Source organism: Atopobium fossor DSM 15642 (genome assembly GCF_000483125.1).
GTDB lineage: Bacteria > Actinomycetota > Coriobacteriia > Coriobacteriales > Atopobiaceae > Atopobium > Atopobium fossor.
Genome location: NZ_KI519553.1, coordinates 847258 through 861975, shown reverse-complemented (window position 1 = coordinate 861975; position 14718 = coordinate 847258). Strand labels below are relative to the sequence as shown.

The window sequence follows — 14718 nt, the reverse complement described above, 5'->3', positions numbered from 1 at the left end:
TGCTGGGAGGCATGTATGCTAAGCGCTCGAACACAAGCCATCAGGGATTCTCTTTTTGCAAAACCCCGACAGATTGATCTTGAGCGTGCACTGTTATATACCCAAAGTTGGAAGCAGACAGAGGGTCAATCGGTACTTATGCGTCGAGCTTTGGCGTTGCGTCATATTCTTGAACAGCATGAGATTGTAATTGATGAATATGACCTGCTAGTGGGTAATCGTACGCGTACTCCTCGTGCGGGTGTATTGTCTCCAGAAATGTCTCCCTATTGGATTTTAGACGAGCTGGATAAATTTCCTACGCGTCCGCAAGACACCTTTGAGATGAGCGAGGCAGATAAGCGCACCTTCAAAGATGAGTTGTTGAGCTATTGGAGCGGTAAGTCGCTCAACGATTGGTATAACGCTCATATATCTCAGCAGGCAGCAGATGCTCAAAAGACTAAGATTTTCTCGGTAGCCCAGACCGATAAGGGTCAAGGACATATCATTGCAGACATTCCTGCTGTGCTTTCGCGTGGATTTGGCGCTTTGGCTGCAGATGCTCATCAGCGAGCAGAAGAAAATCCCAGCAATGAGTTTTATGCTGCTGCGGTTGTGTGTTTAGAAGCAACAATTGCTTACATCAAGCGTTATGAGCATGTATGTCGTGTCATGGCTTCTACGGCGGACGAGAAGCGCGCAGGAGAGCTGTTGGCTATGGCAGAAGTTCTAGCGCATGTGGCTACTCAGCCTGCACGTGATTTGCGAGATGCTCTACAGTTGGTTTGGCTAACAGAGCTGGTGCTTGAGCACGAATCCAACGCGAGTTCCATTTCTCTAGGGCGTATGGATCAGTATTTGTGGCCGTATTATCGTGCAACAGTTGATGCTGGTGTGAGTGCTCAGGATATTCGTGAACTTATCCAGTGCTTCTATCTTAAGACTAATACTATTGTGTTTGTTCGCTCTACGGATAGCGCTAAATCTTTTGCTGGTTTTCCCTCAGGTTTTAACCTGGTTGTAGGTGGCGTAGATGCTCAGGGTAATGATGCTTCCAATGAGCTATCTGAGCTTTTGTTGGACATCCAAAAGGACACTCGTTTACCTCAGCCTAACCTGTCTTTACGTGTGTTTTCTGGCTTGCCCGAGACCTTGTATCATAAGGCGGGTGAAGTCATTCGCTTAGGCGATGGTATTCCTCAGTGCTTTAACGATGAGGTAAACATTCCTGCGTTTGTAAATCGTGGCATTAGCATAGAAGACGCTCGTGATTATGCAATCGTAGGTTGCGTTGAGCTGTCTATTCCAGGCCGTATGTATGGCTTGCATGACATCTCTATGTTCAATATGGTGCGCTGCCTAGAAATTGCCATGCAGGCACGTCCTGAGGGCTATGCCCATTTCCAAGAACTTCTCGATGCAGTAGATGGTGTTATTGATACCTACGTTGGTCTTATGGTTGAAGGCTGCAACACCTGTGATTTAGCGCATCGCACAACAAGCCCCACACCTCTATTAAGTGTGTTGGTAGCAGATTGCATGATTAATGGTGCAGACATTACTGCAGGTGGAGCACGTTATAATCCTTCTGGTGTTCAGGGGGTAGGTACGGCAAATTTGGCTGACTCGCTGATTGCCATTAAGCATGCTGTCTTTGAAGAGAAAGTCTTGAGTTGGCAGGATCTTATGAGCATGCTTGAGCGTAATTGGGCAGGCGAGGGCGATGAAGTATGGCGCCAGCGTTTGATAAATACCTATCCCAAATATGGTAATGATATTGACGAGGTGGATACGCTAGGTCGCCATTTCTTAGAGCATTATGGCTACGAGGTAGAAAAGTATACGAACCCTCGTGGCGGTTACTTCCAGCCCGGCAGCTATACCGTCTCTGCTCATATTCCTCTTGGCGAGAAGTGCGGCGCAACTCCAGATGGACGTTTTGCAAAAGAGCAGCTGGCAGATGGCGGATTAAGCCCCATGGCGGGACGCGACACCAACGGTCCTACTGCAAGTCTTAAGAGTGTATCCAAGCTAAAGAATATTTTGGATTCCAATGGTAGCTTGCTTAATGTGAAATTCTCACCGGCTACCTTAGCAGGTGAAGGGGGGCTTACCAAGCTTGAGGCATTCCTTAAGGCATTTTCTCGCTTGGGAATTCAGCATGTGCAGTTTAATGTAGTAGATAAGGCAACATTGCTGGATGCACAGGCTCATCCAGAGAAACACAAAGATTTAATTGTTCGTGTTGCAGGATATTCTGCTATGTTTGTTGAGCTTTCAAAGGCTGTCCAGGATGACATCATTAGTAGGACCGAGCATGTCCTCTAGACTTTCTGCTACATCGGCAATAGTTACAAATGTACAACGCTACTCCCTTCATGATGGTGGCGGTATTCGTACCGTGGCATTCTTGAAGGGATGTCCTTTTAGGTGTCCGTGGTGCTGTAATCCAGAAAATCTATCCTTTGAGCCCGAATTATCGCTTAAAGAAAATCTATGTATTCATTGCTCACCTCGACCTCATGGAGAGCTGTGTAGCACGACAGTGGAGCTATGCCCTACGCGTGCAAAAGAGATTATGGGTACACCGCGTGAGGTAGAGGATTTACTCGAAGATATGCTACGTGACCGTATCTTTTTTGAAGAAAGCGGCGGGGGTATAACGCTTTCTGGTGGAGAAGCGCTTGCACGTGAACCTTTTGTATGTTCGTTTTTTTCTGCGGCAAAAAAACAGGGTATTCACACGGCTTTAGAGACCACCTTGGCCCTGCCTTTGTACGATGCGCGTAGGCTGGTAGCTGTGGTAGATAGCTTCTTAGTGGATTTCAAAATTGCAGACCATGCTACAAGTAAAAAGTTGCTCGGTCTTGATCCCGAGATAAGAGATGCTAATTTGCGAACAATCTTATCGGAGGGAGCAAGTGTAATAGCGCGTATGCCCATTGTACCTGGGTTTACCGATGGATTAGATAACGTTCGTGCTAATGCAGCCAAGCTGTGTGAGTTGGGTATTGTGCGTGCTGATGTACTTCCGTTCCACCAATTAGGGGAGAATAAGTATAGTTATGTGGGACGTCCGTATACCTTACATGATGTGCAGCCTCCCACAGACAATCAAATTGCGGAAATTGTAGCAATTTTAGAGGACGCGGGTTTATCTGTTGTGATTGACGGAGAATAACGTGGCCTATGCGAGTATACTTACGTAGAAAAGCAAGTATACTTACGTATATAAGTTTTTGTTTGCATAGTTTTTTACATGAATGGAGTGGGAATGGAACTGGTACTCGATACAGCCGATGCACAAGCCGTTAAGGAAGTTTCTGAAGTTCTTACCGTCTCGGGCGTGACTACTAATCCAACTATTATTACTAAGAGCGGCAAGACTCCTGAGCAAGTTGCAGATGAGATGCTTAACGTCCTTTCTGATGACCAGACCTTCTTTATGCAAACAGTTGCCACTGATTTTGATGGTATGATGGCAGATGCTCGCAAGATTTGCTCCCTTCGCTCCAAGAATATGTATGTAAAAATTCCCGTTACTCATACGGGTCTGCGTGCTATTAAAGCTGCTAAGGCAGAGGGTCTAGGCGTATTAGCTACTGCTATTTATAACGCTGACGCTGCATTTATGGCTGCTATGAATGGTGCAGATTACCTTGCTCCTTACGTTAACCGTATGGAGAGCTATGGTGATGGCATTGGTCAAGTAATGGATTTGTTGGAGATGCTCTCCATTAACAATATGGATACCAAGGTTATTGCTGCCTCCTTTAAGAATCCTCATCAGGTTCATGAGTTGATTGCTGCGGGCATTCAAGCTGTTACTATTCCTCCTGCTGTTGCATGGTCCATGATTGATCATCCTGGCACTCAGATTGCAGTTGATGAGTTCTCCACTGCTTGGCATGAGGCTTTTGGTCGCGATACCTTCATGTAAGCTCTTAAGATCGCTGCTTATAAGTTGGCGTTGCACAAACAAATGTAGTAAACATAGATTTGTCTTTAACAGGCTGAGAAGTATCTCAGCCTGTTTTTATGTCTATTACTCTGAAGACGAATATCTATGTTTAAAATATAAAAAATATGCATGTTATATACGATAAAAGTACTAAGCTATTCATATTGGTTTTGTTTGCCGCTAAAGAGCAAGCAAATGATGGATAGAGGTTGTATATGAAAATGTTGCGTGCCATGCGTGAGCCCCTCAAGTATGTTCAGGGTAAAAATGCTCTTCTTCATTTTGAAGAAGAGATGGGCTACATGGGAACTCGCTTTTTGTTTGTTTGTTCCAACAGTGGCTACAAGGCATGTCATGATTTGATTGAGCAGAGCTTTGGCGATTCGGATAGCTATCGTCGCTATGAAATTTTTGGCGGTATTTCTAGTAAGGGCGAGATTGCAAAGATGCAGGCAATCGTGGAAGAAGACAATATTGATGCAGTAGTGGCTATTGGCGGTGGATCTGCGGTAGATACTGCTAAGGCAACTGCATATTATGCAGGTAAGAAAGTTGTTATTATTCCAACAGTTGCTGCAACTGATGCCCCCTGCACTGGTTTGTCTGTAATCTACAACGATGATGGTAGTTTTGATAAGTACCTGTTCTACCCAGAAAATCCTGCTGCCGTAATGGTAGACACCCAAGTTATTGCAAACGCCCCTGTTCGGTTTCTTGTGGCCGGTATGGGTGATGCTTTGGGCACATACTTTGAGGGCCGCGCTTCTATTCGTACCGAATCTCCAAGCCTTGAAGGCACTGGTATTACGCGTGCTGGTCTAGCTTTAGCCGAGCTGTGTTATGAGACTCTACGCGACTACAGCTCTCAGGCAATTACTGCCTGCGAAAACAATGTAGTTACCCCTGCGCTTGAGAATATCGTAGAGGCCTGTGTATATTTGTCCGGTGTTGGTGCAGACAATGTAAACTGTGCTGCTGCTCACTCTTTCTACAACGGTCTTACTTCTCTAGGTGGACACAGTGCTCCTCATGGCTGCTGTGTGGCCTTTGGCACCTTGGTTCAGCTTGTGCTTGAGGGTGTAGACCAGGACGAGTTCTCTGACGTTCAGGGTTATTGTCTTGAGGTAGGTCTTCCCGTAACGCTTGAAGAGTTGGGTGTAACCACTCCCGAGCAAATTCAAAAGATTGCAGAAGCTGCATGTGTTGAGGGAGAGACTATCCATAACCTTGCTGGTGATGTAACGGTTGATGAGCTGTACGCTGCTATTGTGGCAACTGACGCAATGGGTAAGAAGGCCTTGGGTATTAACTAATCTTTGGATTTATGTTTTAGTTATTGCATATGTCAGCAATAAGACCCTAGAAGTGCTCGTGTAAAAAGCATTTCTAGGGTCTTTTGTTGTATCTGCTTAATGACTCTTGCGATAAACTGCTGACCACCGTTTAATTTAGTGCATGAAAAAACAAACTAACAAGTCAGAACTTACACCAAAAGACATTGTTATCAACAATGTCTTTACCTACTTCAATGCTATCTTTGCAGTTATTGCAGTATTGCTTATTTTTGCAGGTAGTTATCGTAGTTTGACCTTTCTTCCGGTAGTAATTGCTAATGCGCTTATTGGCATTGTGCAACAGCTACGTGCACGCAGCGTACTTAACAAACTTTCATTATTGTCGCGCTCCAGCTATGTGGTTTTGCGCGATGGACAGCAGCTTTCTCTTGCGAGTGAAGAACTTTTGGCAGGGGACATCATTACCTTAGAAGCGGGTCAACAAATTCCCGCAGATGCCATTGTGATGGATGGACTCATTGCAGCTAATGAATCCTTACTCACGGGCGAGGCGGATGAGATTGAAAAACTTGCTCAGGCACAGCTTCTATCGGGTAGTTTTGTTGTCTCTGGCAGCTGCACTGCACTTCTCACTCATGTAGGAGAGGATTGCTATGCTGCACGTCTGCAAGCAAAGGCTAAGGAGGTTCGCGAGAAGCCCTCCGAGATGATTCACGATATTAATCTGATTGTTCGTATTGCTGGTATTGTGATCATTCCCCTTGGTTGCATGCTCTTTTATCAGGCATTTTATGTAAATGGATATGTATTTAAGGCGTCGGTTGAATCCATGGTTGGTGCCATTATTGGTATGATTCCTGAGGGTCTATATTTACTGGTAACTGTGGCGCTGGCACTTTCTGCCTTACGACTAGCTCAAAACAAAGTCTTGCTTCATGACATGCGTAGTACGGAAACCTTGGCTCGTATAGACGTGTTATGTGTGGATAAAACAGGCACAATTACCAACAATAATATGCAGGTTGTTGAGCTGTTTGATCCAACTGGAGTGGCTGTTAAGAAAGACAATTGTGCTTCCTGTAATTTACTTGCACGCTATGCAGCTACTGTGCCCGATGCTAATGCAACCATGGAAGCTATCCGTGCTTGTTTAGAGCAGATTTCATCAGCAACGCCAACATCAGCATTTAACGTAAACAATGTCTTGCCCTTCTCGTCAAAAAATAAGTACTCACAGGTTGACCTTATGGATGGCGGTTCGCTACGCTTTGGTGCACCTGAATTTGTGTTGGATGCATCTATTCTTGGGATTTGTAAAGATGCTCTTACTCAGCGCACGGCTCGTGGCCAACGTGTGTTGGTATTTGCGCAGGCAGATACAACAGGTGTATTCAAACCTTTGTTGTTTGTGAGTTTGGTAAACGGATTGCGTCCCAATGTTTCCGAAACCTTTACGTGGTTTGGTCAGCAAGAAGTGCGCGTTATGGTTATTTCTGGAGATAATCCCCAGACTGTTTCCAAGATTGCAGCACAGGTAGAGATTCCACATGCAGATCAGTATGTTAATGCTTCGGAGTTGTCGGATGAAGATTTTGCAACTGCGGTAACCAAGTACACAGTATTTGGTCGCGTTAAGCCAGAGCAAAAGAAGCAGATTGTAGAAGCGCTCAAAGCTCAAGACTTACGTGTGGCTATGACAGGTGATGGCGTAAACGATATTCTTGCCATGAAAGAAGCAGACTGTTCCATTGCTATGGGAACTGGTAGTGATGCAGCTCGTCAGGCAGCCCAGGTTGTTATTTTGGATGATGATTTTAGTCACATGAAGCAGATTATTTCCGAGGGCAGACGCGATATTAACAACCTGCTACGTTCGGCAACTTTATTTTTGTATAAGAATATTTTCTCGATGTTGCTGGCTACCTGCGCAATTTTATTTGCTTGGGTGTATCCGCTTAAGCCTTCTCAGGTATCGCTTGTTTCCATGTTTAATATCGGTGTTCCTGCGTTTTTGCTGGCGATGGAACAAAATAATAAAAAACAGCACGGTAGGTTTATTTATGAAGCTCTTATTCGTGCAATCCCTGCTGCGCTTACTTCATTTTGTGCTATTGCGGCATTGGTTGCCCTAGCACCTGTATTAAAAATTTCCGAGACAGATGTGGGAGTAGGAAGTACCTTTTTGCTCTCTATAGCAGGCTTTATGGTGTTGTTTGAGCTTAGTAGACCATTCAACCTGTGGCATGCTTGTATTTTTGTGGGCTGTGTAGCAGGTTTTATTGGTACAGCATTTTTCCTGTCAGACCTGTTTGCTATTACACCCATTTCGTTTGATGCGACACTTCTTACAGGTGCGATTGCTGTAATTGAGATACTACTTATGCTGTGTCTGAATTTGTTTGGCATATTTGCCCACAAGCATCTTTCGTTTTTACAACAGTAATTTTTGGCTTAGAAGCAGTCGTTTTGTATCTGCTAGGAAATTACCAACATAAAAAGCTTAAAAAGGACTAAAATAGTGCAGCTTGTTCTTTGGAGAGGGAGCAAGCTGTTAAATTTCAAATAGGATGGAACATAGTTTTATGAATACCGATGTACTGGCTGGTTTGCTTATTCCATTTGCTGGTACCACATTTGGTGCTGCAATGGTCTTTTTTATGCGTAATCAGCTGAGTGATTCTGTAACTCATGCGCTAGAAGGTTTTGCTGCTGGGGTTATGGTAGCAGCTTCGTTTTTTAGTTTGATTGCACCTGCAATTGAGCAGAGCAGTGACATGGGATTGTTTGCTTTTGCTCCAGCAACGTTTGGTTTTTTGTTTGGTGCTGCGTTTTTATTGCTACTCGATACCGTAATCCCTCACTTGCATATTGGTGAAGACGAACCCGAGGGTCCAAAAACTCATCTTAAGCGCACTACCACTATGGTTCTTGCGGTAGCGCTACACAACATTCCCGAAGGCATGGCGGTTGGTGTTGTATATGCTGGCTGGGTAAGTGGCAACGCAACTATTTCTTTGGCAGGTGCGTTTTCCTTGGCGTTGGGGATTGCAATACAAAACTTTCCCGAAGGCGCCATCATATCTATGCCATTACGTGCCGTAGGTCAGTCTAAGCCTAAAGCATTTACTATGGGTTTGCTTTCTGGCATTGTAGAACCCCTTGCTGCTCTGGTTACTATTTTGGCTGCAAACGTAATTGTTCCTATCTTGCCATATCTTCTTGGTTTTGCAGCGGGTGCAATGATGTATGTGGTGGTAGAGGAGCTCATTCCAGAAATGAGTGCTGGCAAACATTCAAATCTGGCTACTGTCATTTTTATGCTTGGCTTTGCCCTTATGATGACCTTAGATGTGGCACTGGGCTAATTGGTCGATAAGCTCAAGGAGCTGGTCAGTTGATTGTTGGGTGGTGGACCAGCAGGTAGCAAAACGTATGACACATCGATTGGCATCTAAGCGTTCCATAAAACCGTATTCCACACGGCTTCTAAGCCAGTTCATTTGTGCGTTAGTTACTACAAAAAATACCTGGTTGGTAGGGGAGTCTATATATAGATCAAAGCCCTTCTCGGCCAAATGATTTTTAATGCGCGTAGCACAAGCAATGGCAGATTGACCAATGCGTTCATAGAGGTTGTTAGAAAAGAGTTCTCCAAACTGCACGCCCAATAAGCGACCTTTTGCCAACAGTCCACCATGTTGCTTAATGAGTGGTGTAAGGCCAGCTATCATATTCTTTTTAGTAAATACTACGGCTTCACCAAAGAGCAGACCACACTTAGTTCCGCCAATATAAAAGACATCGGTAAGACGAGCAAGGTCCGATAAACTTACGTCATTTTCTGGTGCTGCAAGTGCGTAGGCTAAGCGTGCGCCATCAACAAATAGCTGCATGTTATGACTCTTGCATACCTGTGCAATAGCCTCAAGTTCTGCCTTGCTGTATAGCGTGCCGTACTCGGTTGGCTGAGATAGATATACCAAAGCTGGCTGCACCATATGCTCGCGGTTATCGTCTTGCTCCCATGCATCAGCGTACTTCTCTATAGCTGTGGCGGATATTTTGCCATTGACATGTTCAATTGGCATGACTTTGTGTCCACCTGCTTCGATTGACCCTGCCTCGTGTACATTCACGTGTCCTGTAGCCGCACAAACGACACCTTGCCAAGGTCTCAGCAGGGCATCGATGACAAGCGTATTGGCTTGTGTGCCCCCTAACAAGAAGCGAACCTCTCCATCTGGACAGTTGCATGTATCTAAGATGGCCTGTGCGGCGTAAGTGCAGTATGAATCTGTTCCATAACCTGAGGTTGATTCCATGTTTGTACGTACGAGTGCTGCAAGTATGGTGGGGTGCGCTCCTTCCATATAGTCTGACGAGAAGTGCAATAAGTTGTTGGTGTGCATGTCTGGCATGGGCATGGTGAATCCTCTTTATGTCAAAAGTGCTTGGGAAATACTACTTTGTAGTTGCGGAATAACTTCTTCTTCAAACCAAGGGTTTTGTTTGAGCCATATTTGGTTGCGAGGCGATGGATGCACTAGTGGAAAATAGTCTGGCGTATAGTGCTTATAATTGCGTACTACCTCTGTAATATGGACCGTTTTTGGAAGGTCTAGATAGTGGGAGAGGGCATATTTACCAATCAAAATAGTGAGCTGAATGTTAGGCATGAGTTCCAACAGTTGAGGATGCCATTTTTGCGCAAAGCCTTTGCGCGGAGCAAGATCTCCGCTCTTACCCTTGCCGGGAAAATAAAAGTCCATTGGCAATAAAGAGATTTTTTGAGGATCGTAAAAATCCTCACGAGAAATATTCATCCACCTACGTAATCTATCTCCACTCTTATCATTCCAAGGAATTTGCGTATCTTGTGCAATACGTCCAGGTGCTTGACCTACTACCAAAATACGAGCTCCAGGAGCTGCGGTATAGAGGGGATGTATGCCTTGCGTTGTATATGCTTGGTTTTGTGAATCTTGTTCGATTGCCTTAAAGATGCTGGTAAATGCATCACTCATGAATTGCCTTCTTTTTTGCTTTATAGCCATGCTTGTGCAAAAAATCTATCAAGAGCCATGCACCAAACAAAGCAGAGATCCCATCAGAAATGGCCGAAGTTAACCATACTCCAGTAAGTCCCAAAGGAGACAGTAAAACAATGGTTGCTAACGGTAGAGCAATAGAGGAGGCAACAGAAAGCCATACGGCACGGTTGGATTGTCCACAAGCAAGCAAAAAAGCATCACAGGCAAGCACAAACCAGCGTGTAAGCCATTGAAGGGAAAGCAAGTCAAACGCCGAGGTAGCTGCTACAACAAAGTCATCCGAGGCATTAAAAATAAAGATTCTGACAGCAAACTCGGGGAAGAAATGAAGCAAAACCACATAGCTTAGACTAAATATTGCAGAAACAATAAAGCTGCTTTTACCAATGTCAAAGGCGTGTTTATAGTTTTGCGCGCCCCAGTTGTATCCAATAGCGGGTTGTAGGGAATCAGTGGTGCCATAAATGAGCGCTACGACAAAGGAATTTGTAAACATCATAATCCCAAAAATGGATATCGCTTGGGTGCCACCCAATGCAAGTATGCGAGCATTAAGAACAATACTTACTATACGCCCTGCAATATTATTAAGAAATGCGGAGAATCCTGCCATAACAATTTGTTTAGTGATGGTTACGGTAGGTCGAGGACGCACAAAGCTAAGTACCATCTTGTTGCGAATGAATGGCCACAAACCAATGACTGATGCAATAACCATGGCAAGACTGTAGGCCAATGCTGCGGCCCAGACATCAAGATGAAACACGATAAGCAAAATAGCCTCTATGATGGCACCGGATACTGCCATAAGGATGTTAAGGCCCATACTGCGATTGACCTTGCCACATACTTTTAGATAGTTGTCTATGGCAAACATCATGCCAGATACAGGGATGAACAATGCATAAATACGTAGGTATATGATGGATATACGTGCAAGTTCACCCGTTGCACCCTGTAGGGAAATAAGAAGAGGTGCTGCAAAGAACATGAGTAGGCCCATGCCTATACCACCAACAAAGAGCATAACAACGGAATACGAAAAAATATTGTTGGCTGCCTCGTGGTCCTTCTCGCCAAGTTTAATGGAGATGGGAACCGCAGAGCCCACACCAATGAGGTCGCCTATTGAGAAAAGAATAATCACATACGGCATTGCCAGGTTGATGGCTGCAAAAGCAGTTTCTCCAAGGATATTACCAACTAAAATACCGTCGATAATATCGTAGAGAGCCGACGTAAGCATGCTAATGGCACCCGGAACAACAATGATGAGCAGCATCTTAAGTAGAGGCGTTTGTGTAAACAATTTTTCATGATTACTTTGCATAAAGACATACCCTACGTAGTGCTTGTGTGTTCTGTTGTTTGTTTGGTCGGATGGCTGACAGGTTTATCTGGTTGTTTAACAACAAAGTGGATGGAATCTAGTTTGGGAACGTGTAACCTTACGAGTTTTTCGATATTTGATTGATCTGCTGTGGATAGCTCACTTGAGGTGGTTAATGTTGCAATGATTTTATTACTCAAATTGGAGTTTTTGGTGTTATAGGATGTCTGTTCGCCGATGCTGTAGCTTACAAAATTCGGATAGAGGGTTTTGAGTTCTTCTGTAGTAATTTTTGCCTCAAAGGTATCCTTGAGTTCAAATGCTTGACCATCATTGCGTTGCATGGTGTCTGCAACAACGTGAGAAGACAGCACAATTGCAGGAATTAAAAACACGAGACTTCCTATAATGAGACGACGATGAAGGACATGCGAGCGATGTTGTGCTTCTGTTGTTTCCCATTCGGTCACAACGCCATCGTCATTGAGGTCTGCCTTGAGCGGTGTTTTAATAAGCACAAATAAGAGCTCCGCGGCAAAGGCGATAAAGACCACATTAAGCAAAAAGACGTAAAAGGCACCACCAAATATAGAAAGATTGCTTGTGGCAATACCATAACCTGCAGCACACAATGGTGGCATGAGGGCTGTTGCAACTGCTACGCCAGAAATGAGTACATAAGGCTCTTGGTTGCGTGAGGAGCCCAACCCACCTGCAAAACCACCAGCTAAAGCAATTAAAACCACCCAAATAGAAGGTGTAGAGTTGGTAAGCAACTCGCTTGTCTCGGTAGATATGGGAGAAATCACAAAATACAACGTAGAGGTAATAAGGCAAATGATTACCTGCACGCTTAGCTCAAAAATTACGCGTTTAAGTAACTTTGCATCTGCGGATGCAATACCGTAGGCAATACCCATAACCGAGCCCATAATGGGGCAAATGAGCATAGCACCAACAATAGCCTCAGTAGAGTTGATGTTAAGTCCTACGGACGCAATGAGCATGGCTACAATAAGCAGGCAAATGTGCATGCCGTTAATACGCGCGCCCGAAAGGATACGCTTGCGGATGGTAGTGTGACTTGCACGACCTTCTCTAATATTAAACAGCGTAGCTAAAAGTTTAAAAAGCGTGCTATCCATAACAATGGTTTCCTGCTAATACGTGAATACTTTTATCAAATAAGGCAATAGTTAAAACGGTTATATCGTAGCACGGAGCCGAGTGCTGTTTGAGCGGCACAAGGATGTAAAAATCATATAAAAGATCATGATTTGTGGGGCAACTTTAGTAAGAGTACTAAGGGCTATAAGGAAGTGCATCTGGTTGCTGGAGCAGAGCAACCTTGGATGCCTAGTGTTTCTTGGTAAGCGCTACTTTAGCTTCTGTTGGCCATAAGGGGTTACGTAATAATTGGCGTGCTACACCAGCCATGGCAAAACCATCTTGCGCCACCAATGCCTGAGCAACTTCTGGTTTGGTAATACCACCAGCTAATATGATGGGAATAGTAGTAGTTTCTTGTACTGCATGGGCTTCTTGGACAAAGTAGGTATCCAAATCTTTGCGATCATCAAAGGCATAGCCGTATAGTCCACCAGAGATGTCAATTACATCTACACCAGCATCTTGGAACATGCGTCCCAATACAGCGCAATCAGCGGTAGTGGTTCCTTCAGGCACACCATCGTAAGTACCAAAACGAATGAATACCGGAAAATCTTTTACGGCTGTACGGACCGCACGAATAACTTCTACTGCAAAGCGCCCACGGTTTTGGATAGTGCCACCATATGCATCCGTGCGTGTATTAGAGAGAGGGGAGATAAATTGGCTGAGTAAGTATCCATGTGCTGCATGAATTTCTACACCGTCAAAACCAGCTTTCTGAGCACGCTTTGCAGCACATGCAAAGGCATTACAAATCTTTGTAATATCCTTGGATGTAAGTGCCTGAGGTTGCTTGTGACAACGTTCAACCATGTGGTTAGTGGGACCAACAGGTGTTCCTTCACAATCCGCTACACGTCCCGCGTGATTGATTTGCAGTATGGCAGCAGCTTCATGTTTATGAATTGTTTTAGCGAGCTTACTGAGCCCCTCCAATGTATCATCACGAGCGGCACTCAGTTGATGTGGATCTGCTCGTCCTATTGGGTCTACAAAATGATGTTCTACAATCACCATACCAAGCTCTTGAGATTGTGTGATCTTGTCGTAATAGGCCAGTGTCTTTGATGAAACTAATCCTTCTTCCGTGGCACTTCTTGATGCCATGGGTGGAGCAAACAGTTTGTTTTTAATTGCGATGCCTGCAATGTTTCCTGCTGAGAAAAGCCTGGCATTGTTATTCATAGTGCCATTTATATCAGGTTTTTGACCAAAAACGACAATCCAGTCTTCTTGGGGATGACGCTGTACCTGCACGTTCATAAAACCGGCAGTGGTAAAAAATTCCACGAGTTGTTGCTGAGAGTAAATGGTAAGAAGGTCTGTAGCTTGAGATAAGTCTTGCCATCGTAGTTGATCAAAATTGCGACCATCAGTCTCGTTACAAACCATAAGAAGACCACCAGGCGTAAGTGTTCGAAAAATCTCGCACAATCCAGCTTGTACATCGGGCCAAAAATAGATGGTCTCAAATGCTGTTGCAAGGTTGATGCTATTTGAGTGGTATGGAAGTGCAGCTACGTCACCCTCTGTAATTTCACAATGTCCTGCAGCTATAGCATCTGTATTGGTGAGTTTAGATGTCTCTACAGAAATAGGAGAATGATCCAAACCATATACCTGGGCATCTTCAAATAAGTTCATAAGACGTGTAAGGTTTGCTCCACCACCGCATCCTACGTCAAGTGCTGATGTAAGAGGTTTGCTGCTAAAAGCAGCTTCTACCGTCTGTTTAAGTAAAGGTAAACTCCAAGCCGCTAGGCGCTCATGTGTACCGGAGTTCATGCCATCCAGAAGCGTACGTCCCGCATCGCCAGTAGGGTTTCCCGCATTTTTATAGTGGTCTCGAGAGGACATAAGAACTCCTGTTCAAAGTAATAGTTTTATGTATGAAGGCAGATATTTTCTACCTTCAATGTTCCCCAA

At 44.5% G+C, this 14718-nt stretch carries 11 protein-coding genes; 6 read left to right on the top strand and 5 right to left on the bottom strand.

What is annotated here, in order from left to right:
- Positions 1–15 precede the first annotated feature (15 nt).
- The 6 genes from G469_RS0106820 to G469_RS0106795 all read left to right on the top strand — a co-directional run bounded on the left by G469_RS0106820 (position 16) and on the right by G469_RS0106795 (position 8603).
- Complete coding sequence (locus tag G469_RS0106820) at positions 16–2310, top strand: formate C-acetyltransferase/glycerol dehydratase family glycyl radical enzyme (RefSeq protein ID WP_028264410.1); 2295 nt, start codon at positions 16–18, stop codon at positions 2308–2310.
- Positions 2300–3163 carry a radical SAM protein gene (locus G469_RS0106815; RefSeq protein WP_245579130.1) on the top strand — a complete coding sequence of 288 codons (864 nt, stop codon included), beginning with the start codon at positions 2300–2302 and terminating at the stop codon, positions 3161–3163. Before G469_RS0106820 ends, G469_RS0106815 begins: the two co-directional genes overlap by 11 nt.
- Before the next feature lie 93 nt (positions 3164–3256).
- Positions 3257–3922, top strand: a complete 666-nt coding sequence (locus tag G469_RS0106810; protein ID WP_028264408.1) for a transaldolase family protein — start codon at positions 3257–3259, stop codon at positions 3920–3922.
- A gap of 236 nt (positions 3923–4158) precedes the next feature.
- Complete coding sequence (locus G469_RS0106805) at positions 4159–5256, top strand: glycerol dehydrogenase (protein ID WP_028264407.1); 1098 nt, start codon at positions 4159–4161, stop codon at positions 5254–5256.
- 142 nt (positions 5257–5398) lie between these two features.
- Positions 5399–7681, top strand: coding sequence for an HAD-IC family P-type ATPase (locus tag G469_RS0106800; RefSeq protein ID WP_028264406.1), 2283 nt, complete (start codon positions 5399–5401; stop codon positions 7679–7681).
- 139 nt (positions 7682–7820) lie between these two features.
- Positions 7821–8603 carry a ZIP family metal transporter gene (locus G469_RS0106795; RefSeq protein WP_028264405.1) on the top strand — a complete coding sequence of 261 codons (783 nt, stop codon included), beginning with the start codon at positions 7821–7823 and terminating at the stop codon, positions 8601–8603.
- Here G469_RS0106795 and G469_RS0106790 read toward each other — a convergent pair.
- The 5 genes from G469_RS0106790 to G469_RS08985 all read right to left on the bottom strand — a co-directional run bounded on the left by G469_RS0106790 (position 8583) and on the right by G469_RS08985 (position 14649).
- Positions 8583–9662 (bottom strand): threonine aldolase family protein, encoded by a 1080-nt coding sequence (locus G469_RS0106790; RefSeq protein WP_245579129.1) that lies wholly within the window; start codon positions 9660–9662, stop codon positions 8583–8585. The genes G469_RS0106795 and G469_RS0106790 overlap by 21 nt on opposite strands.
- 12 nt (positions 9663–9674) lie before the next feature.
- Entirely contained in the window at positions 9675–10262 is a 588-nt protein-coding gene (locus G469_RS0106785; protein ID WP_028264403.1) for a uracil-DNA glycosylase family protein, read from the bottom strand.
- Complete coding sequence (locus G469_RS08680) at positions 10255–11619, bottom strand: MATE family efflux transporter (RefSeq protein WP_051353820.1); 1365 nt, start codon at positions 11617–11619, stop codon at positions 10255–10257. Before G469_RS08680 ends, G469_RS0106785 begins: the two co-directional genes overlap by 8 nt.
- Before the next feature lie 11 nt (positions 11620–11630).
- Entirely contained in the window at positions 11631–12764 is a 1134-nt protein-coding gene (locus tag G469_RS08990) for a DUF389 domain-containing protein (RefSeq protein ID WP_051353819.1), read from the bottom strand.
- A gap of 211 nt (positions 12765–12975) precedes the next feature.
- Positions 12976–14649, bottom strand: a complete 1674-nt coding sequence (locus G469_RS08985; RefSeq protein ID WP_051353818.1) for an oxidoreductase — start codon at positions 14647–14649, stop codon at positions 12976–12978.
- Positions 14650–14718 lie beyond the last annotated feature (69 nt).